This is a genomic window from Dyadobacter sp. 3J3 (assembly GCF_009801115.1).
Lineage (GTDB): Bacteria > Bacteroidota > Bacteroidia > Cytophagales > Spirosomataceae > Dyadobacter.
On the sequence record NZ_VTOL01000012.1, the window covers coordinates 166,156 to 188,524 of the forward strand.

The 22,369-nt window shown below is 39.5% G+C and carries 20 protein-coding genes; 8 read left to right on the top strand and 12 right to left on the bottom strand.

The genetic code is table 11. From position 1 onward, the window contains the following. Positions 1-10: 10 nt before the first annotated feature. Both rhaT and FZF08_RS23945 read right to left on the bottom strand, forming a co-directional pair. Positions 11-1,093, bottom strand: coding sequence for an L-rhamnose/proton symporter RhaT (gene rhaT / locus FZF08_RS23940; RefSeq protein ID WP_159474577.1), 1,083 nt, complete (start codon positions 1,091-1,093; stop codon positions 11-13). Between the two features lie 271 nt (positions 1,094-1,364). Continuing rightward, a complete protein-coding gene (locus FZF08_RS23945) occupies positions 1,365-3,590 on the bottom strand; it encodes a T9SS type A sorting domain-containing protein (protein ID WP_159474580.1) in 2,226 nt (741 codons plus the stop codon). 137 nt (positions 3,591-3,727) lie between these two features. Between FZF08_RS23945 and murF the strand changes: the two genes are divergently transcribed. The 8 genes from murF (at position 3,728) to ahcY (ending at position 11,501) form a co-directional block, all read left to right on the top strand. Next, positions 3,728-5,035 (top strand): UDP-N-acetylmuramoyl-tripeptide--D-alanyl-D-alanine ligase, encoded by a 1,308-nt coding sequence (gene murF / locus FZF08_RS23950; protein ID WP_159474583.1) that lies wholly within the window; start codon positions 3,728-3,730, stop codon positions 5,033-5,035. Positions 5,036-5,114: 79 nt separating this feature from the next. Then, positions 5,115-5,318 carry a hypothetical protein gene (locus tag FZF08_RS23955; RefSeq protein WP_159474586.1) on the top strand — a complete coding sequence of 68 codons (204 nt, stop codon included), beginning with the start codon at positions 5,115-5,117 and terminating at the stop codon, positions 5,316-5,318. A 34-nt stretch (positions 5,319-5,352) separates the two neighbouring features. Next, positions 5,353-5,712, top strand: a complete 360-nt coding sequence (locus FZF08_RS23960; RefSeq protein ID WP_159474589.1) for a PIN domain-containing protein — start codon at positions 5,353-5,355, stop codon at positions 5,710-5,712. 279 nt (positions 5,713-5,991) lie between these two features. After that, complete coding sequence (locus tag FZF08_RS23965) at positions 5,992-6,543, top strand: peroxiredoxin (protein WP_159474592.1); 552 nt, start codon at positions 5,992-5,994, stop codon at positions 6,541-6,543. Between the two features lie 151 nt (positions 6,544-6,694). After that, positions 6,695-7,285, top strand: a complete 591-nt coding sequence (locus FZF08_RS23970; protein WP_159474595.1) for a carboxymuconolactone decarboxylase family protein — start codon at positions 6,695-6,697, stop codon at positions 7,283-7,285. 196 nt (positions 7,286-7,481) lie between these two features. Further along, a complete protein-coding gene (locus FZF08_RS23975) occupies positions 7,482-8,426 on the top strand; it encodes a hypothetical protein (RefSeq protein ID WP_159474598.1) in 945 nt (314 codons plus the stop codon). A 26-nt stretch (positions 8,427-8,452) separates the two neighbouring features. After that, on the top strand, positions 8,453-9,916 hold the full coding sequence (locus FZF08_RS23980) for an MBOAT family protein (RefSeq protein ID WP_159474602.1): 1,464 nt from the start codon (positions 8,453-8,455) through the stop codon (positions 9,914-9,916). Positions 9,917-10,181: 265 nt separating this feature from the next. Then, the gene (gene ahcY / locus FZF08_RS23985) at positions 10,182-11,501 is read left to right on the top strand and encodes an adenosylhomocysteinase (RefSeq protein ID WP_159474606.1); all 1,320 of its coding nucleotides are present in this window, start codon (positions 10,182-10,184) and stop codon (positions 11,499-11,501) included. 396 nt (positions 11,502-11,897) lie between these two features. Here the strand turns inward: ahcY and FZF08_RS23990 are convergent, their stop codons facing one another. From FZF08_RS23990 to FZF08_RS24035, 10 genes are all read right to left on the bottom strand, one after another. Then, on the bottom strand, positions 11,898-12,731 hold the full coding sequence (locus FZF08_RS23990) for a mechanosensitive ion channel family protein (protein ID WP_229216667.1): 834 nt from the start codon (positions 12,729-12,731) through the stop codon (positions 11,898-11,900). A gap of 239 nt (positions 12,732-12,970) precedes the next feature. Continuing rightward, positions 12,971-13,621, bottom strand: coding sequence for an outer membrane lipoprotein carrier protein LolA (locus tag FZF08_RS23995; protein ID WP_159474612.1), 651 nt, complete (start codon positions 13,619-13,621; stop codon positions 12,971-12,973). A 174-nt stretch (positions 13,622-13,795) separates the two neighbouring features. Then, complete coding sequence (locus FZF08_RS24000; RefSeq protein ID WP_159474615.1) at positions 13,796-14,695, bottom strand: ROK family protein; 900 nt, start codon at positions 14,693-14,695, stop codon at positions 13,796-13,798. A gap of 6 nt (positions 14,696-14,701) precedes the next feature. Further along, positions 14,702-15,952 (bottom strand): L-fucose:H+ symporter permease, encoded by a 1,251-nt coding sequence (gene fucP / locus FZF08_RS24005; protein ID WP_159474618.1) that lies wholly within the window; start codon positions 15,950-15,952, stop codon positions 14,702-14,704. A gap of 35 nt (positions 15,953-15,987) precedes the next feature. Continuing rightward, positions 15,988-17,232 (bottom strand): S9 family peptidase, encoded by a 1,245-nt coding sequence (locus tag FZF08_RS24010; RefSeq protein ID WP_159474621.1) that lies wholly within the window; start codon positions 17,230-17,232, stop codon positions 15,988-15,990. 192 nt (positions 17,233-17,424) lie between these two features. Next, positions 17,425-20,001 (bottom strand): DNA translocase FtsK, encoded by a 2,577-nt coding sequence (locus tag FZF08_RS24015; protein ID WP_159474624.1) that lies wholly within the window; start codon positions 19,999-20,001, stop codon positions 17,425-17,427. A 65-nt stretch (positions 20,002-20,066) separates the two neighbouring features. Beyond that, complete coding sequence (locus tag FZF08_RS24020; RefSeq protein WP_159474627.1) at positions 20,067-21,098, bottom strand: quinone-dependent dihydroorotate dehydrogenase; 1,032 nt, start codon at positions 21,096-21,098, stop codon at positions 20,067-20,069. A 94-nt stretch (positions 21,099-21,192) separates the two neighbouring features. Then, positions 21,193-21,393 carry a hypothetical protein gene (locus FZF08_RS24025; RefSeq protein ID WP_159474630.1) on the bottom strand — a complete coding sequence of 67 codons (201 nt, stop codon included), beginning with the start codon at positions 21,391-21,393 and terminating at the stop codon, positions 21,193-21,195. A 241-nt stretch (positions 21,394-21,634) separates the two neighbouring features. Next, on the bottom strand, positions 21,635-22,117 hold the full coding sequence (locus FZF08_RS24030; RefSeq protein WP_159474633.1) for a DUF6036 family nucleotidyltransferase: 483 nt from the start codon (positions 22,115-22,117) through the stop codon (positions 21,635-21,637). Then, positions 22,108-22,311 (bottom strand): hypothetical protein, encoded by a 204-nt coding sequence (locus tag FZF08_RS24035; protein WP_229216668.1) that lies wholly within the window; start codon positions 22,309-22,311, stop codon positions 22,108-22,110. The genes FZF08_RS24030 and FZF08_RS24035 overlap by 10 nt, the downstream gene beginning before the upstream one ends. Positions 22,312-22,369 lie beyond the last annotated feature (58 nt).

A 22,369-nucleotide genomic window follows, 5' to 3' on the forward strand; every position in this document is an offset into this window, starting at 1 on the left:
CAAGACCAGATTATTCATGCAAATAATTACCGTAGCCCACGATCAAAACGGAGAGGACAATAACCAAAATCCCGGAAACAATCGTTGTCAGCGTTTTTTTGGCAACACCTTTCCATTCATTAAGAACCAAACCCCACGTATTGGCAATTAAAATGATAAAGGCCATATGCAAAATCCATGAACTTGCACCGTTCCCCAATTTACTTTCTCCCATACCGTAAAAGAAAAACTGAAGAAACCAGGTTGTACCGGCAAGTGCTGAAAAAATGTAGTTTGAAAGAAGCGGTGTACTTTTATCTGTGTAGTTTCCAAACGTTTTATTACGAGCATTCAACATCATGCACCAGATAAAATTGGTAGTCAATCCACCAAGTAAGATCACGATATAGGTCACATTATTCTGGAAAAGGAAATTGCCTTGCCCGGGATTTGCAGCCTGCCAGGTTGCATTTGCTTCTTCCGCCATTACTTTTCCGGCATCAATTCCAAATGCAAAACATGCGCTGAGAATACCCGAAATAATAGAAACTGTAAGACCTATACCAATTTTGAATTCGGTGTTACCCTCTGACACAATGCCACTTTTTTTCAAGTCGCTATCTTTCATCGCACCGGCTTTTCCACAGATAATAATACCGATGACACAGACCAGCAAGCCAAGCAAAACCATTTGTCCCCAGTTGCTATTGATCAGATCAGAAATGGAATCTTTCCCTGTTTTTGGATTAAATTCGTAATAAACGGATGGAATCAAAGCACCAAAGACCGAACATAAACCGAGGATGATAGAACTCCCCAGCGACACGCCCAGATACCTCACACCCAGACCGTAAGTCAAACCACCAATTCCCCACAGCACACCAAAAAAGTAGGTCAGAAATAAAACGCCGCCATCCGTATGCGCGATAATTTCAGTGTAACCCGGAATGGTAAGATAAGCTGCAAGTGGTGGAACGATCAACCAGGAAAACAAGCCACCAACGATCCAGTAAGTTTCCCATGCCCAGCCTTTGACTTTTTTGTAAGGAATATAAAAACTGCCGGAAGCAAAACCGCCAATGAAATGAAAAAGTACACCAAGAAGTGCCTGCATGAGGTTTTAGGGTTTAATGGTCTGTGGTTAAGATATCCGGCTAATGGCCAGTTATGCATTTAACCCGTAAGTTGCCATACGAACAGAAATAGCGCATCCTGTACCGTACTGCTCGAAATACGTCTTTTTGAATTATAAATTAAATAATTCTATGGACACTACCTCCTAAGTAATTGAGTGCTAGTATTTACTCTTTCACTAGCGATTTTATAATTTTAAGTTACTTTTTTATCAATAATTTAACATGGCAAATTCTAGCCATCAGAAGAAATCAGCGGATCACAATTTTCCTGGAAATCCGCGAACGGCTCGTTTGAAGTTCAAAAACATAGAGACCGGGCGTCCATTTCGTAGTAACAATTTCCTTTTCAACATTCGCCCTTACGACAATATTGGATTGAATAACCTGACCTGATACATTGAAAACCGTTAAAGAAGCATTTTCGGTTGAAAGCACTTTGATATATTCACCCGCCGGATTTGGATATACTTTTACACTTTGTTCAACCGGTGGTTCGACAGGCGTTATACTGATAGGTAAAATATTTTTAAGAAGACGAATTCCCCCTGAACTGTTCCCAATGGCAATATCCGGTTTTCCATCGCCATTATAATCAGCAACCGTGGCATATAAATATCCGCCAAAAAGTGGATCTGTTCCCAAACCGTTCCTATCAATTAAAAGACTTTCCCGCTGAGTCCATTTCCCCCAGTCGGCAGAATGAAATATTCTTAATTTTCCTGAAAAATCGACGGTTACCAGATCTGGCTTTCCATCAAGATCCACGTCGGCCACGGACAATTGGACATTTCTACCTTCATAATTTACAGTAATTCCGGCAAATGCATCGGTAACAAGTGTCAAAACCGGCAGTTTGTTTGTTCCCGTATTTTGATAATAACTGATATTCCCCTGCGGTTTTCCAACAACCAGATCCAGATCGCCATCGCCATCCGTGTCATAGAAATATGGATAGTCCGTAATCTGTGATTCAACCGGCATCGTGATCGTAACCATATCCGCTACATTTAATTGTGCAGCCTGATTTAGTGCTCCTTTATTTGGAATATAACGAAATTCCAACCCTTTGATCGTTGTTCCGGAGAATCCCAGATCGGGAACGCCGTCTCCGTTAAAATCCGCCCACTGGGTTTTCAAATTATACATATCCAGCGTTGCCGGAATATTCAGATAGTTATCCGAGGAAATTTCAAAAGCTGGTGCCTGCCTGGTTCCCGTATTTTTCAAAAGCCACAACCGGCCGCGGAAATTGTTTCCATCACGTGTACCACCTGTTCCAACAATCATATCAAGATCGCCATCTCCATCAATATCATAAAAAGAGGGCGTAGCGTTTTCGCCAACATCCAGCATCTGATCCTGAAGGAAGTTTTTTTGTACCAGTTTAAAATTGGCATTATCGCTCGTACCCGCATTGTGGTAATACCAGTTTGACGATTTAAAATCCATCAGATTTCCATCATTATTTGACACATTAGGCGCCGATATCAAATCTTTTACCCCATCAAAATCGACATCTTCATAATATGCAGAAGGAAAAATGTAGTAGACAATAGGATCGACCGGTGGATAGATGTGGGTGAAACTTGAAAAATTAGCAATTAAGTTTTCACCGGTATTTTTCAAAAATGACATATGGTCGTTGCTGATATGCCCTACAAGCAGATCTTTTTTCCCATCACCGTCCAGGTCATGAAGCAGAATGGAATTCCCCTGGTGCAAAATACGGCTCGCATCAGGATTGCTCACAACACCGCAATCCTCGCCCATCACAAAATCTTCGCCATCGCCTTTGTGAAAATTTCCCCAGCAAACTCCATTTCTTTTGTACACCAGGCTATCCGGAATACCATAGCGCTCCATGCTCATATTCTGATGAAATTCTATAAAAACACCCGAATAATCAAAAGTGATCACATCCAGATCACCATCATCATCAATATCCGTGATTCCCGGAATGTCCTGGCTCGATACCTGAAGATTTACATAACTGGATAAACCTTGCGTATACAAAGCGTCTTTTGCCAGTTGCCAGGACCAGTTATTACCGTTTTTCACTTGCTTGTAAACAGTGATTCCAAGAGCCGTGTAGGTGAAAAGATCTTTTAATCCGTCACCATTATAGTCATTCAATATCAGCCAGTTATCAATTTTTGGAAAAAGATATTCATAGTAAGGCGCGTGGAGATAGACTTTTTTCTGAGCATTTGCCGGATCTGTTGATGCCAAAAAAGTTGACAAATCACCGCTTGTTCTCTCAAAGACAACCAAATCTTCGATCCCGTCACCGTTTAGATCCATTTTATTTATTTGAGAGGCATTCAAGCCGCCTGCCCAAGGATTTAGCAGAGCTTTTCCACCAGAAGAAAGTACGGTTGTTGTATCGAGTTTGAACCACGATTGCTGTGCCCGACTTTCGGAAAGAAAGAGGAGAGAAAATATAAAGAATAAGAGGCAGGTAAATTTCGTACGCATCGTTGAATAATAATCTATTAATTTTGTCAGTCAATCCGGCCAACATTAAGCTCGTAAACGTAACGAAATTACAAAGCATTTGATTGAGCCGAACCTTCAAACTTTATTTATAGATTTTACAACGTCAGATCATTTATATGCATACCTCTCTTGAACACCTTTACGACATTTACCTTAAAGGCCATACAATCAGCACCGATACACGCCAGATTACGGCGGGATGTATCTTTTTTGCTTTAAAAGGAGATAATTTCGATGGCAATACTTACGCCGCAGAAGCATTAAAAAAAGGAGCAGCTTATGCCGTTGTAGATAATCCGGAAGTAGCAACGGATAATAAATTTTTATTGGTTGAAGAGGTTTTGACCGCTCTTCAGAATTTGGCAAGGCATCACAGAAAAACATTTACTTTCCCTGTAATCGCTCTAACCGGATCAAACGGAAAAACGACGACCAAAGAACTTGTTGCCAAAGTTTTATCGATGAAATATAAAACTTACGCAACCAGGGGAAACCTGAATAATCATATTGGTGTACCGCTAACATTGCTCGCTATTGATGCTGCAAAATACGAAATGGCCGTTGTGGAAATGGGTGCAAATCACCAGGAAGAAATTGCATTGCTGAGCAGTATCGCGCAACCTACGCATGGATTAATTACCAATATCGGGAAAGCGCATCTGGAAGGTTTTGGCGGTGTAAAGGGAATTGTCAAAGGGAAAGGTGAACTTCTGGATTATTTGTCCAAGAAAAAAGGGACTGTTTTTGTCAATGTTGAAAATGAAGCCGTGATGGATATGGTCAGCAAGCGACGTGCTTTTGGCGAAATTGTTTTTTACTGCACCGAAAGCAGTCCCGTAAACCCGAAATTAATTCAGGAAAGTCCGGTTGTTACTTTTGAAGGTAACAAAGGAAAAATCGTGACTACGCACATTCCGGGACAATACAATTTTGATAATATATGTGCAGCCCTAGCCGTTGGAAATCATTTTGGCGTAACAGACGATGACGCCTATGAAGCCGTTGCCAATTACCAACCCGACAATAATCGCTCACAAATTTTAAAACGCGGTAGCAACACGGTGATTATGGACGCATATAATGCAAATCCATCCTCGATGGAAGCCGCTATTACAAACTTTGCCAACATGGAAGCGAAGCACAAAATGGTAATCCTGGGTGACATGTTTGAGCTTGGTGATGCTTCTGAAGAGGAGCATTTAGCTTTGGGAAAACTCGTGGCCGATGCAAAATTTGATCTCGTCATTCTGACCGGAAAACATATGCAGGCTGCTTTACCGGCATTACCAAAAGCTTATTATTTCCCTGATAAGTTTTCACTCCACAACTGGGTGATGGACAATCCGCAACATGAGACTTTGATTCTTATAAAAGGATCAAGAGGAATGGCTTTGGAGTCCGTCTTGAGTGTGATGGCCCAGTAGTAATTAACATTGCGAAACTGCATATAACCTGATTTTGACTAAATTGTTATTTCTTAGTATATTTGATAAAAAGGAATTTATGATTATCGAACGTCAAAATCAGGATATTATAATCAAGGCTAACGGCTCAATTAATTTGACCGCTGTTCAAAAGGTTATAGATTATATCAATGTTCTTGAAATTGTTTCAGAAAATGGCGGAACAGAAGAACAGGCTTCGGAACTTGCACGGGAAGCAAATAAAAACTGGTGGAATAAAAACCGCAGCCGTTTTATCAAATGAATATTATCGTTGATACCAACATATTATTCAGCGCATGTATTTCCCCAATAATAAAATTGCAGAGATTCTTTTCAGTCCTCTTCCGGAAATAAACCGTATCAGCTGCTATTATACAATTGCTGAAATGTTTAAACATCAGCCCAAAATATTAAAACTTTCCAAACTTACAGAAGACCAGACTACTGCACTTTTTTATGAAATCATCAAGCAGATTGATTTTATAAATGAATCGATCATAGAAGATAAATTTTGGATTGAGGCAGATCGATTAACCTCTGGCGTAGATAGTAATGACATTGCATTTGTAGCCTTAACCTTACAAAAAGATGGCATTCTCTTGACTGGGGATAAACATCTTACGTCACATTTAAAAGTCTCGATTTTAATCAGATAATCAGCACACAAGAACTTTATAAAAAATTAGATTTCGAAAATCCTGAACAATTATCTTAATATAGTATAATTACCTAATTTATTAATATAATTATATAGTACAAATTGATGGATATATAGATAAAATTTATAGATACTTCTTTTTCAATAGAAAACATAAATTCATTTATTTTATTCAAGCATTGCTTAGAATTGTACCATAGAAAATCTTGCCTTGAGTTCTGGTTCTGACTAGTTTTGTATCAAGAAATAATACAAAATAACAGAAACAGTAATAACAATGAAAAATACAATTGTATCCGTTGGATCAAGATTCCCTGAATTCAAAAAAATCTCAGTAGTTTCTCTTGAAAAAGGTAATGAATTCTACGATATCACTTCTGAAGATCATATCAATGCTGAGAAATGGATGGTGATGTTCTGGTGGCCAAAAGACTTTACTTTTGTTTGTCCTACTGAAATCGCTGAATTCAACAAAAAGACTTCTGATTTTGCTGACCGTGATGCAATCCTTATCGGTGCTTCAACAGACAGCGAAAATGTTCACCTGGCCTGGCGAAAAAACCATGACGATCTTCGTGATCTTCAATTCCCTATGCTTGCTGATACTTCAAAATCATTGGCAGAAGAATTGGGAATTCTTGAGGCAAACGAAAAAATCGCTTACCGCGCTACTTACATCGTTGATCCACAAGGAATTATTCGTTGGGTTTCAGTAAACGATCTTGCCGTTGGACGTAACGTTGACGAAGTTCTTCGTGTACTTGATGCTCTGCAAACGGACGAACTTTGTCCTTGCAACTGGGTTAAAGGAGAAGCTACGTTAGCATAGCTTTTAGCTTTTAGCTTTTAGCGAACAGTCGCAATTTCAGCAAATAGTTGAGAGATCTTTTAATTATTTGCTGAAATTGTAACAAAAAGCACTAAAGTGAACTCTTCAATGTGAACTAAAAGCTTCATCTTCCACTTCCAATCCAACCAACATGTATCCATTTGCAGCCACAGGGAATACGAAAGATTCTCTGTATAAAGAAATCAATTTGCCTGCTGAATTTGAAAGCGTACTTATCAACAAGCTGGCAGCACTAGATCACCGTTACCTTAAAGATTTGAAAATCAACATCGGTAACGTTTTAAAATCTCAGAATATCAATCGTAAAGAAGCTTTATTGATCGCTCTTTCCGTTGCTATTAACGAGAAAAACACAGCACTTATTTCTGCTATTGAAGAACTTGCGATTGCAGAAAACGCTGACGAAAAAGAACTTGCGGAAGTTACAGCCTGTGTGTCTTTGATGAATGCAAATAATGTATTCTATCGTTTCAGACATTTTATGGATAAAGAATTTTACAACAACGCTCCTGCCGGAATCAAAATGAGCATTATGGTAAATCCTGTGCTTGGCAAAGAGTTTTTTGAGTTGTTAAGCCTTGTTGTTTCAGCACTTAATGGTTGCGAAATGTGTGTAACGTCTCACGAACAATCTGTACTAAACCACGGCGGTACACAGGCCCGTATTTTTGACGCAGTTCGTATCGGAGCGATTTTCAAAAGTTTTTCGGTTTTAATTTAAATATAAAGTTGCCTGATTTACCCTTAAAGGCTGTTTAGGTAATACTGCTTGTAATTTGAAAAAAGAAAGCGCGGTCGTTTCGGCTGTGCTTTTTATTTTTGCATCCATTCGAAAAAAATACGCTACTCAATAGAATAAATACTACCAAGCCATTGTTTCCGTTTTCGAATTTAAAACATGCACTTTCTAAGTTCAAATGAAATTAAGCAACACACAAAATTTCGTATTCAAAATAATTCTGTTAATTCTGCTTGTCTTTGGCTTTATCGAAGTCGTTTATAGAGTCATTACGACCAGATATGCTAAAAACGCATTTACTGCCGCCCTGGTTGACAAACATGCTTACGCGAAATCAATCTCATCTCCTAAAATTATTTTGATTGGCGGCTCGAATGTTGCTTTTGGCTTAAACTCAGAAATTCTCAGTACAAAAACGAATCTTCCTGTTGTCAACATGGCGTTGCTTGCTCCTCTCGGAATTCGCTTTATTTTATCGGACGCCGCTAATTATATCAACAAAGGAGATATCGTTATTATGTCATTTGAATATGATATTTCGACTGAAGGCGATATTGAATCTCAGTTATCCGTCGTCGATTTCATTCCGGAAGACAGACCCTTTGTTACTGACACCTCAACTCTGATGGAAAACTGGAAAGCCAGTCTTTTACACCGGTTGCAGGCACCTTCCAAGATTGAAAATATTTTCGAAAAACCGACGGTTGAAGATCCCTACTCTATTTATTTCAGAAAGGCATTCTCCAAACAGGGTGATATAAAAAGCCATCTCAACAACTATGTTCATGAGGTTCACTATGATGGCGGTATTATGGAATCATTTTTTAATCAAAAACAAATCGAATGTCTGAATACATTTATTGACTTATTTAGAAAAAAAGGTGCCAAAGTTTATTTTCAATACCCAACGGCTGCGGAAAGTTTTTACCAAAATTCAAGGAGTGCAATTGCTGACTTAGACAGAAATTTAAAAATGAATCTGCATGCACCTCTATTATCAACTCCCGAACAATCCGTATACCCCGACAGTTTATTTTTCGATACCGTGTTTCATTTAAAAGGACCAGCAAGAGATATCCGTACCGAAAAAGTTGCAAACGCCCTGGTAAATGCTGGAATTTAATTCGTTAACTCATTTTCTTCTCAGTTATGTTATTTAATTCAATTGAATTCCTGATTTTTTTCCCTGTCGTAACGGTATTGTATTTTTTATTAAACCATAAGTATCGCTGGATGCTGCTTTTGGCTGCGAGCTGTTATTTCTACATGGCATTCATGCCGATCTATATACTAATCCTGGCGTTCACAATCGTCATCGATTATTATGCAGGTATACTCATAGAACAGGCAGAATTTAAACAAAAAAAGCCGTTTCTAATCATGAGTATTTTTGCCAATATTGGCGTATTGGCTGTTTTTAAATATTATAACTTTTTCGCGACGACCCTTAATACACATTTTGATACCCACTCACCGCTATTGAATATTTTGCTTCCCGTCGGACTTTCATTTCACACTTTCCAGGCGATGAGTTATACGTTTGAGGTGTACCGTGGAAACCAAAAAGCAGAACGACATTTTGGTATTTATGCACTTTATGTGATGTTTTATCCGCAACTAGTGGCCGGCCCGATTGAAAGACCTCAGAACATTCTGCATCAGTTTTATATCAAACACGATTTTAATTATCAAAACGCAAAAAGTGGTCTTTTGCTGATGGCCTGGGGTATGTTCAAAAAAGTCGTTATTGCGGACCGGCTTGCCTTGTTCGTCAATGAAGTTTTTGATCATCCGTCCGTTTACTCGGGTCCGTCCGTAATCACCGCTGCCGTATTTTTCTCCTTTCAAATCTTCTGTGACTTTTCAGGTTATTCTGATATTGCTATCGGTTCTGCACGGGTTATGGGTTTTGATTTGATGAAAAATTTTGACCGGCCATATGCGTCCACCAGTATTTCAGAATTTTGGAGAAGATGGCATATTTCACTTTCAACCTGGTTTCGGGATTATTTATATATTCCACTAGGCGGAAACCGGGTTGGTAAATCCCGTGCTTATTTAAACCTTTTTATCGTTTTTCTTGTCAGCGGTTTATGGCATGGAGCCAATTGGAATTATATAATCTGGGGCGCGTTGCACGGTTTTTTCCTGATATTCGCATTGTTCACAGCCAAACCTCGCGCATCTCTTCAATCATTTAGCCGTATTTCGATTTTCCCAAAAATCAATACTTTCATACAAACCCTTTTGACATTCGCATTAGTCACATTTGCCTGGATATTTTTCCGAGCCGATTATCACAATACAGATGTAATGTGGAGTGTCGTAAAAAGTCTGGGTAACGGCTGGCCGACGGTTCATGAATTTTTCAGTACCGAATATTTCATGAAAAATATTTGTCTGGGTCAAAGAAGAAGAGTTTTTTTTACGGCAATAGGTCTGATCGTATTCATGGAAAGTATTCATTATTTGCAAAAAAACGGAGCAATCACAAGAATATTTTCGCAAGGACCTTTTTGGGTTAGATGGAGCTTATATACTGCCTTTATAGCAAGTATTTTGTATTTGGGTATTTTCAACAACACACCTCAGTTTATTTATTTTCAATTTTAATAACGCTGATTTTCAATGTTTAGCTGAAACTTATCGGACTTATAATTATAAAGTTTGGGAATAACAAAAATTGCCAGTAGACAAAATATCTAGGCTTCATGTATCAAGAGGCTCCAATTGCTTGAAAATCGTCATTTATATTGGCAACATAGATAAAATATCCAAATTTTAAATCGAAACCCCAATAAACATCTACAAATATTAATCCTGATGGTTTTTCTACTTAATTTTGTATCATTCAAAAGATAACAAATCCAAATAGAAAATGGCTACGTCAACAGAAACAACGTACATTCCTTACAAGGTTAAAGACATAACGCTGGCCGAATGGGGTCGCAAAGAAATTACATTGGCAGAGGCAGAAATGCCAGGTCTTATGGCAATCCGCGCTGAATACGGTCTATCACAGCCTTTGAAAGGTGCACGTGTTGCTGGTTGTCTTCATATGACAATCCAGACTGCTGTTTTGATCGAAACACTTACAGCTTTGGGTGCAGATGTTACCTGGTCTTCATGTAACATTTTCTCAACGCAGGATCACGCAGCAGCGGCAATCGCAGCAGCGGGTATCCCTGTATATGCCTGGAAAGGTATGAACGAGGAAGAATTCAACTGGTGTATCGAACAAACTCTTTTCTTCGGTGAAGATCGTCAGCCATTGAATATGATCCTTGATGATGGTGGTGACCTTACCAACATGGTATTTGACCAATTCCCTGAATTGATCGAAGGCATCAAAGGTCTTTCAGAAGAAACTACAACGGGTGTTCTTCGTCTATACGACCGCCTTAAAAATGGTACGCTTCATTTGCCTGCAATCAACGTAAATGACTCAGTTACTAAATCTAAATTTGACAACAAATACGGTTGCCGAGAATCTCTTGTAGATTCAATCCGTCGTGCAACGGATTTGATGCTTGCGGGTAAAGTTGCCGTTGTAGCAGGTTATGGTGATGTTGGAAAAGGTTCTGCTGAATCTCTTCGTGGTGCTGGATGCCGTGTTTTAGTTACTGAAATCGATCCGATTTGTGCGCTTCAGGCTGCAATGGATGGTTTCGAAGTGGTAACTATGGACGAAGCTGTTACACGTGCTAACATTATTGTTACCGCAACTGGAAACTTCCGTATCATCACTGAAAAGCATTTCCTTAATATGCGTGATAAAGCAGTAGTTTGTAACATCGGTCACTTCGATAATGAAATCGATATGGCTTGGTTGAACGCTGCTTATGGTTCTACAAAATCTCAGATTAAACCACAGGTTGATATCTATTCAGTAGAAGGAAAAGATATTATCATTCTTGCAGAAGGCCGTTTGGTTAACCTGGGTTGTGCAATGGGTCACCCATCTTTCGTGATGTCATGCTCGTTCTCTAACCAGACTTTGGCTCAGATCGAACTTTGGACTAACACAGCTGCTTACGAGAAAAAAGTTTACGTTCTTCCAAAATGTCTGGATGAAAAAGTAGCTGCTTTCCACCTGGCTCACGTTGGTGCAAAACTTGAAATTCTTTCTGACGAACAGGCTGCTTACATCGGCGTTCCAACGGAAGGTCCTTTCAAAGCAGATACTTACCGTTATTAGTAATTAGCTTTTAGCCATTTGCTTTTAGCTTTAAATCCCGGCCCGGAAAATTTCCGGGCCGGGATTTTTGATTTTTTGGAACCTTGGTGGTTAATCTGGCCAATGACGCCCTTTCAGGGCTAAGACGTAATGCATTAGATCCTTTTTGCTATAATAATATCATCCCGTCGGGATTTTAGTCAGAAGGAATTATTAGAGGAAAATAAAGACTCTGATAGCAATTATTTTGTAACCCACTAATCACGAAGGGAAGGGATCAGCGTTGAAAGAAATTCAAAAATCTGCCCAAATTAATCCCGAAGGGATGTTATTATTATAGAAAATTGGCTTAGGGAAATGTTTTAACCCCGAAGGGGTGACAGAGGAAATATTCACAAAACTCTAATTAAACAACCACTACTCTTTCTTCACTTCACCCACAACTTCCGCCGCACGTACAGGAATTGAAATCCCGTGAATATCAAAAGCAGTTTTCAACGCCTTAATCGCCTCACTTTTCGCTGATCCCGGGCCTATTTTCACCTGATCAATCCAGAATTGTACCTGAAAATCAATCGTGCTTGTTCCAAATTTGGTATAACTAAAATCAACCTGACGCGTGGAGCTTAGGAAACCTAAGGATTGAATCGCCTGTAGACTTATTTTTTCAATCAGACCAAGATCTTCGGTAAATGAAATCCCGCATTCAATTTGCACTCTTCTTTCACCGGAATAGGTAAAATTTGTGATTGGTTTTTGGAAGATATCCTTGCTCGGAATTTCTATTTGCTGCCCGGCTAGATTATCTATGATCACGGAACGGAGGTTAATAGACTTTACTTTTCCGGTAAAACCATTGGTCTCAATAATATCACCTACCTTAATCGGCCGTTGAATTGCTATAAATGCACCTGATATAAAATTGGTTGTCAAATCCTGAAAGGCAAAGCCAATCGCCAACGCCAAAACACCTGCACCAGCCACAAGTGACGTGACTGTTTTATCCAGTCCCAGTATTCCCAAGGCAAAAAACAGACCTGTTGTGAAGATAATAATGCGCGTCAAAGAGGAAACAAGGCTTACCAAAGCTTCATTATGTGAAGCCCGGCTTAAACCTTTTGACATAATCCGGCCTCCATATCCGGCCATATACCGGAATATTACCAACAATAAAATAGCAATGATTATGTTCGGCACGAATCCTATACCGAGGTCAAACCATTTGTCCAATTTTGAAAAAATCGGGTTCACTATTTTCGAAATTTGAAGAAACAACATGTACTGTACTCAAAAATTTATGGATTCAAAGGAAAATTTCCCGTCATCCGCACTACTAACTTAAAACAAAGTTAGGCTGTAAATGTTGCATGATTTTTTCTGAATCTGATAAATTAATTAATTGTATCCTTCACTAAAGGCACAAAAAAAGAGAATAGAACTATTCGGTTCTATTCTCTTTTTAAAATCTATCTGATATTCTCAGCCAGGAATTATCTTAAATCTACTACTTCAACTCCCGGGAATTGTTTTGAATTAAAAATAAAATAAGCATCAGCAACCGTTACATCCGGTTGAAACTGCTCTACTTTGTACGTTACTTTTTGTCCGTTCTTTTGGAATATTTTCCAGCTGTTAATTGAGTTATCAGCTTTACTTACCTCAATCTGAACTTTATCAACCTGACTATTTTTACCGGTCGACGTCAATTCAACCACATCGAAAGTCTTGGAACCTTCTTTTTTCTCCTGCAAATAGGCATATTTGAAACCCTTTTTATATGCAGAATAAATTCGGGTAGGATCAAGATCACCACCCGCAGATGGATCGAAGTCCTGAAGGTTCACCTCATTCGTTTCCTTGATGTAAGTCGCCATCAACTTCCCGTCATTGAAAATTTCCTGTCCGGCCATTTTCAAACGAAACTTCGTTCCTTTTACCGTCGCATCACCTTTCAATGGTTTTCCACCGTCTGGCGTGTAAGTAAAAACCGCTTTGAAAGATTTTATTTTCTGATATTTATTACTCATCGCATCCAAAATCGCAGTTGATTTTTTATCTCCCTGAGCTTGTGCAGAAGTTAACAACGCACCTGAAAATAAAATAACTGAAAGTACAAATGAGACGATTCTTAATCTTTTCATAATTAATAATTTAATTCTAAACTAGTTCTTTAAAAAGTATGCCAGGTTTTTACGATACGCAAATTTAGACAAAGATGTGGGAGAATGGTTTAAAATAACAAGCAAAATCCTGACTGTATTGTTTGGCCTCGCGGCTTTCAACAATACAGTCAGGACTTTTATTCCTACAAATATTTACAACAAGGCAGCGCCAAAAACGCCGGCACTATCTCCCAGACTTGGTTTCAGGATAGGCGTTGTGATTACACCGTTGTTAAAAATGTATTTTTTGATTCTTTCGTAACCTTCGTTATAAAGCAGATCAATGTTTCCAACGCCACCGCCAATCACGATCAGACCTGGATCCAGAACGTTGACTAATGTAGAAATCGCACGGCCATAATATTCCAGCAAACGATCAATAGTCGCTGCGGCATGAACGTCTGTACCTGCCTGGTATCTTTCCAGAATCGTTTTCAAAGATAATTTTTCGCCGCTTTGCTGCTGGTAAAATCTTTCAAGGGCCGGGCCAGAAATAACCTGTTCAACACATCCTTTTTTTCCACAATAACAATCATTACCATTTTCTTCCAGAATGTTATGCCCCCATTCACCGCCGATGCCGTGATGACCACCAATGATCTTTTTATTGACAACCAATCCTCCGCCTACACCTGTTCCCATGATCACTCCAAAAACAACTTCTGCTTCCGGGTAGTCTTTTCCAGCACCCATCAAAGTTTCTGCAAGCGCAAAAGAGTTGGCATCGTTGGCAAGTTTTACAGGAATTCCAAGAATTTCTTCCAGGTCTTTCTGCATCGGTTTTCCATTCAGACAGGTTGTGTTTGAATTTTTCATCAGATTAGTATCCGGTTCAGAAACACCCGGAGTTGCAAAACCGATTTTGGTCGGGCGCTCTCCTATTTCTTCGGCTACTAAATCGATCAGTTTTTTTATTTGGGACAGAATATGCTCATATCCCTTATCCGATTCTGTTGGCAGCCTTTTACGGATAACAACCGCTAAATCATTTTCTGAATCCAATACGGCACATTCAATCTTTGTGCCACCTAAATCTATTCCCCAGAGTTTCATTAAATACTATTGAACTTTGTAAAACTTATAACCAAACAAAAATATCACGAAATAGCAGATTATCGGCAAATAATATGCCGCAGCGACGTCATGTTCAGCTACTGCACCCATTGCAAATGGAAACAGCGCTCCACCTACAACACCCATTGAAATGAATGATGAAGCTTGTTGTGTGTGCGCTCCCAGGTTTTTTAACCCCAAACTGAAAATCGTTGGAAACATGATACTGAAAAAGAAGTTCAGCATCAGTAACGCGATAAATGAAGGCCAGCCAAAGCTTTGGCTGATCACCAAACACATTACGATGTTGCAGGCTGCAAAAATTGCCAGCAATTTAGGCGGGGCAATGAATTTCATCAGGAAAGTACCTACAAAACGACCAGTGAGCATCAGCACAAAAAAGAGTATCATCCATTTACTTGCAACCGCATCCGTGAATCCCATTTTCTCGTGACCATAATTGATGAAAAATGCCCAGGTTCCGGCCTGCGCCGCCACATTAAAAAATTGTGCAACCACGGCCCATTTAAAATGCCTGTGCTGAAAAAGGCCCTTTTCAGGATGCGTGTCCACATTAGTGCCATCAGGGTTTGCCACTGCCCCGTGCGGATCGATCAATGCCGGTACTTTTACGAAAGAAAACAGCACAGCAATTGTAGCAATAACAGTTCCGATAGCGATATATAACATCTTAACCGAAGTAAGATCTGTGCTCCCCTGAACATGGTTTCCAAAAAGAAAATAAGACCCCATCCACGGTCCGATGATTGTACCCAGAGCGTTGAAAGCCTGTGCAAAATTGATACGCATATCACTGGTACGCTGGTCGCCCAAAGACGCAACAAACGGATGTGCCACCGTTTCCAGCGTTGAAATTCCGCAACCCAATACAAACAAGGCAATGCCGAAAAACGGGAATGAAGCAGCCGCAGCGGCAGGAACAAATAAGAACGCACCACCAGCAAAAAGTGAAAGCCCGAAAAGAACGCCGTTTTTATAACCAAAGCGCTTCATAAAGAGTCCGGCAGGAATACCCATTACACCATAGGCACCAAAAATCGCAAATTGTACAAAAGCCGACTGTGTTTTGGTAAGACTTAATACTGTCTGAAAATGTTTATTTAAGATATCACCCATCGTAATGGCAATACCCCAGAACATGAAAAGGGAGGTGACAAAAATGAGAGTGACCAGGTACCTGTCTTCTGTAAATCGGGCCTTGGTAATTTCCTTACCAGACGAGGAAGTTGTTTGCATTGAGATATATTGTAAGATTAGTTGTTTAGATGTTTTTATTTTTGGAGACGTAAGTTAGAGAAAATTAGAAACTGATGCCAATCAAAACTTGTAACATCATGCCCGCCGGACCGGATATGATAACCTATTTGTCCCATAACAGACTTATTTAACGCAGGAATTTCCTTCACAGGCAGGCCATCTGTTTTCAGGAAACGATAGATCTTATCCGCCTCCAGTGTTGATGCAAATTCTCCTTCCGGATCAGAACCTTTGTCTCCTTCTGCACTGGCGATGTATACGGGACGAGGCGCTACTAAATCAATGATAAGATGCTGATCGAACGGCAGTAAGGTATCCTTATCCATGTATTTTCTAAAACTTTTCGCATACCAATGTGGAAAGACGGTATTCAATCTTCTAATATTTTCACCTATGCCGCGATGGAATAATTTCGCTCCGCCAGCACCGGATTCGTTACTGATTACCATGGCAAAACGGGTATCATTTGCTCCCGCCCACAACGCCGCTTTTCCTAATCTTGAAAAACCAAAAACCGCAACTTTTTTTGCATTAATTTCTTTATCGGTTTCAAGATAATCCATTCCCCGGCTCAAAGCCCAGGCCCAGGCAGCGACCGTTCCGAAATTATCTTCCCGATTTTGAAGTTCCGGATATAAAACATGGACACCTGTTTGAAAAGATTCTTCTTTCCGATCCGAAGCAATTTCTTCCCTGTAAATCGTGGCCAGCGCAAATCCGGCATCCAGAATACTATCAACAGGCCATTGACTTGCATTTTTGCCACGGCATGCGTCCGTAGCTTTTCCATTCACTGCACACGGTGAATTTTTACTACTTTCTACCCAGGCTTCGCTCAATTTTATTTTAGGATCCGAAATGACTGCTTGGTTTCCTATAAAATTAATTCCAATGATCGCAGGAACCGGATGTTTGGCTTTGTTTGGAATGTAAATGAGGATATCAAATTTGGCTTCTTTTCCATTTTCCCGAATATGGACCGTCACCTGTTTTCTGGTCGCTTTTCCTCCTAATGCATTTTTGTCATTATCAAAAACCTCAAAACGCATGTCTTTCGGCCGACCTGGAGAAGTGCCATACATTTCGTTGCGAAAAGTTTGAAGTAATTCTTCTCTTCTCGCATTCCACTGTTTCACAGAGGTAACTTTGGAGCCATTATTAAAAGTCAGGGCATCAGGGAGATTTGATTCTTTATTCTGACCGTAAGACAAAAAACTTATAGAAAATAAAAAAAGCGGCAACCAAAGTTTATTTTTCATTAAGTATTTATTGGTTTAAAATACGGTATGAAGCTACACGTAGAAAAGTGTACTATGAGGATTGTTTACTGATATTACACCATCGCCCTCTAAAATTTAATATTTACTGTTATTATAAACAAAAATGACTTTTGATATAAGCGTTTTTTACCTCCATATATCAAAAGCCATTTATCTATTTTGTAAATGAAATTATCCGCTGATACCCATGGATCTCATGTGATCATCGAGCTGACTTAAATCGTGGAACATGACGTCCCTGGCTTTACTGCCGGTAAACGGCCCAACAACACCGATCAACTCCAGCTGATCCATAATTCTGCCTGCACGGTTATAGCCCAGTTTCATTTTTCGCTGAATCAAGGACGTACTTCCTTGCTGGTGCGTAATAATCAGCCGTGCCGCTTCCGGGAGCAGTTGGTCAAAATCATCGGTATTTACTTCACTTCTGGATTCAGAGCTTTCGTCACCTTCATATTCTGGTAAGGCATAGGCCTCATCATAGCCGCGTTGTCCGCCAATAAATTCGCAGACATCTTCAATTTCTCTTGTATCAATAAACGGACATTGTAAACGGATCACCTCTGAATTAATCGCAAGAAGCATATCTCCTTGTCCAACCAATTGTTCGGCACCACCCATGTCAAGAATCGTTCTTGAATCGATACTGGACGTAACCCGGAAAGATAAACGCGCCGGAAAGTTGGCTTTTATCAAACCCGTAATAACCTTTACAGATGGCCTCTGCGTAGCCACAACCAGGTGAATTCCTACCGCACGGGCAAGCTGAGCCAGACGGGCAATCGGTGTTTCCACTTCTTTACCAGCCGTCATCATCAAATCCGCAAGCTCATCAATTACCAACACAATATATGGCAGGAATTTATGGCCCTTTTCAGGACTAAGCCGCCTCTGTGCAAACTTGGTATTATATTCTTTCAGGTTTCTTACCGATGCTTCTTTCAAAAGATCATAACGTGAATCCATTTCAATACACAATGAATTCAGGGTAAAAATTACCTTTTTCGTATCCGTAATAATCGCTTCGTCCGCGTTAGGTAATTTTGCCAAAAAGTGCCTTTCCAGTTTATTGAAAAGCGTTAATTCTACTTTTTTCGGATCGACAAGAACAAACTTTAATTCTGCCGGATGTTTTTTGTAGATTAAAGAAGCAAGGATAACATTTAACCCAACCGATTTTCCTTGTCCGGTGGCTCCGGCCATAAGCAAGTGGGGCATTTTGGCCAGATCTGCGATATGGATCTCATTAGAAATCGTTTTCCCTAAAACAATCGGCAAATCATAAGTCGACTTTTGAAAACGCTCGTTCATCAAAACCGAACGGATAAAAACGGTTTCACGATTTTTGTTCGGCACCTCAATACCAATTGTTCCACGGCCCGGCATAGGCGCAATAATACGAATTCCCAATGCTGCCAAACTTAGCGCGATATCACCTTCCAGATTTTTGATTTTGGAAATCCTGACACCCGCTTCCGGGATAATTTCATATAGCGTAACCGTTGGCCCGATCGTCGCCTTGATTTTTGAAATATTGATCCCGTAACTCCCAAGCGTTTCTACAATCTTGGTTTTGTTACTTTCAAGTTCTTCCTGTGTTACCTTTTCATGCTGATTGTCAATTACATCACTCAGCAAATTGTAAGTTGGGAATTGATAGGAAGGCAAATCCAGCATCGGATCATACTGACCGAATTCACGCAGAATAGATGCGTTAACATCTTCATCATCCACAACTTCACGTACTTCTTTCGGCAAAATTGTTTCACTCGAAACTTCCAGTTCCAGTTCAAGATCCGTCGCAACAGCAGCTCCTGGCGCCACTACCGGACTTAGAATTACATTGGGTTTTACAAACTCATCCTTATTCAAAACTTCCAGCACGTGAACCCCATTCTGTTGTTTTTCCTCTTTTTCAGGTTCTGCAACAAAGGGAGGAATTATGACATCATCATCATAAGTATCATTGACAACTGAAACATATTCAGGTTCTTTAACAGGTTGTTTTTCAACTTCCATTTCAACCTCCGGAATATCTGAATTGACCTGATTATTGAAAATTTCTGGTTCTTCAACAACCGTTTCCTCCTCTTTTTCAGGTTTCCGCTGCCAGTTTTCAATTAATGTTTTGGCATCATAGAAGTACACGGCAAAAACAAATAGTGCAAAGAAAATCGGGATGATACTCCCCCATTTGAGCCAGTCAAAAAGCCAGACATTGACCATATAGCCAAAACCGCCCGAAGCAAAACTCATCGTATTTTCCGTATTACTCATGAGCACAATATAGCCCATCAGCAAACTTACCCAAAGCGTGTAAAAAATAACCTCCTGTGTAGCACGTGTGAGTGGCAATAATTCTTTTCCAAAAGCAATTTTCCACCCGGCTAGAATTGGAACGAAAGGAAGCAATAATGCGCCCACTCCAAACCAGCGGTAAACAAAAATATGTGAAAATGTAGCGCCTAATACGCCTAAAAAATTACGTGTCTGGCGGCCCGCATCACGAATAGATTCCTGTCCAAGCGTATCCACAATACTTTGGTCGGCCAACCCGGTGACGATATAGGATATGAAAGATATTTCTAAGATTATTCCTGACAAAAGGAAAAAGATACCCCAGGCCAATGTACTCTTCGGGCTGGAAAATATACTATCCCAATCCAGCGATAATCTGAACCGGGGCCTTACACTTTCTTCTTCTGTCCTCGTTCGTTGTGTATTTCCTCTAAGCTTATTTACAGACATTTATCCCGGTGCTTATTTTTTATGAATGTATGAAGTGCTTTCTGTTTTTTCAATCAGGCAGGCTTTTATTTTGCCACCATAGCCTTGCAAATTTTCTTAACTACACCAGGACCTTCATAAATGAAGCTGGTGTAAATTTGCAGCAGACTTGCTCCGGCGTTCAGTTTTTCCAAAGCATCTGCGGGAGAAGCAATTCCTCCAACGCCGATAACCGGAAACGCATTTCCCGACCTGTCGCAAAGATAACGAATTACCTCAGTAGCCCGGTATTTCAATGGTTGTCCGCTTAATCCACCAGCGCCAATACTATCCAGCGTTTGTTTTGATGTTTTCAAATCTGCACGGCTTATCGTCGTATTTGTAGCAATAACGCCCGCAATTCCGGTTTCTTTCACAATATCGATAATATCATCCAACTGACTGAATGTCAAATCCGGAGCTATTTTTAAAAATATCGGTTTAGGATTTGGCCTTTGTTTATTACGAATTTGAAGTTCACGAAGAATTTCTGTCAACGGTCCTTTTTCCTGTAAATCACGCAATCCCGGCGTATTGGGTGAACTTACATTGACTACAAAATAATCTACAACTTCAAATAATTCATTGAAACAAATGATGTAATCACTAAGCGCCTGTTCGTTTGGAGTATCCTTATTTTTACCAATATTTCCTCCAACCAGGATTTTTGATTTGCGGTAACGCAATTTTGCTGCGGCAACAGCTGCACCTTTATTATTAAAACCCATCCGGTTAATAAGTCCTTTATCTTCTTTCACACGAAACAGACGAGGTTTGTCATTTCCCGGCTGAGGCCGCGGCGTAACCGTTCCAATTTCAATATAACCAAAACCCAAAGCTTCGAGCTGATCGACCATTTCTGCATTTTTATCAAAACCTGCGGCCAGACCAATCGGGTTACGAAAGCGCAAACCTGCTACTTCCTGCACCAGATCAGGATGTTCAAACGTGTACAAACTTCTCAACAAAGCCGGAACACCAGGGATTTTAAAGGCGAATTGCAGCATTTCACAAACGAAGTAATGAATACGCTCGGCATCGAACCGGAAGAAGATCGGTAAAAGAATATATTTATACATTCTGCAAAAATAGAATGTTTGGAGGGAAGGGAAGGAAGGTGTGGGTTTTTTATTTTTTGATTACTTATAACTAGGTAGGGGAGTCAGAATTTTCTTAAAGCTCATTTAAAAACTGTTGAAGAGTTTTTGCTTCGATTTCTCCATTTTCTATTTGCTCCATTTCTCTAAAACCAGCCTTTATATTTGCCGCCAAATTAAAAGCTTCAAGCTTTTTTTCAACCTCTTTCCAATCCTTTAATGGTAACTGAACCGCGGTAATTTTACCCTTGGAATTTGAAACAAACTGGACATTCATATTTTTCAAATTTAATTTAGATAACAATATTCAAAACCAATAAGCCTTTTTTATCACAATCGTCTTCTTAGCATTAGGGTCTTTCTTTATACCCATGAACTCATTAAACTTTCTTCTATTCTCGAAAAACTTTATGTAACGCTCCTCCGGAGTATCTATCTTCCCTTCTCGTAATGATTCAAAGTACGGGTCATTTTTATACTTATATATAATAATCTGTTTTCTCTTTTCCATAATCAGGTTAATTATCAGTATTTCCGGATAACCTTCTCAAAAGATCGTCTATCATCAAAATGTCATTCAAATCTTTTGGGCGCCTCGCCAATATTTTACTTTCCCTCAAATCATTAATGTGAAAAAAATAAATTTTAAATCCCGTTGTTGAAATAAATTCTCTTGCTCTTTCGCGGCATTCAGTATACTCCATCCTGAAATGAACCGATGTTAAAATATCAATCGGCCCCTCCAAACGAACTATCTGGGCTTGTGTAAAGTCTAAATCTTCAATCTCTTGAATTTCCTCCTCATCATACCCAAGAGAAACCAAAGTACTAATAAGTTTTCCCTTATTGTCGTTTGTTGGCTTAATCCAGAAATCTGCATCACGTGTGTAGCGATGAATTCCATGCATGGAAAGCGCTAACCCTCCGATAAGCAAATAATCCAGATCATTTTCACCTGCGGCTTTAACAAATTTCAAAAATTCATTGTCTTCTAAATCCATTCAGGTTTTGAAATTATGATGCGCTTTTTAGTTGAGTGTGTTTTTTCGGAAGGAAAAAGCTGTTGATGAAATATTATCATTTTTAGAAAAGTATCGAATCGCTCCTGAAGAGACATCTCAATATTAATCTGAAATTGATCATCTTCAAGCTCTTCAAAAGTTTTAAAAACTTTAATCTGTTTCTTCTTTTCCATAATTACCTTAACTGATTGACTACGTAAATATAACAAAAAAGGTATCCCGACAAGCAGG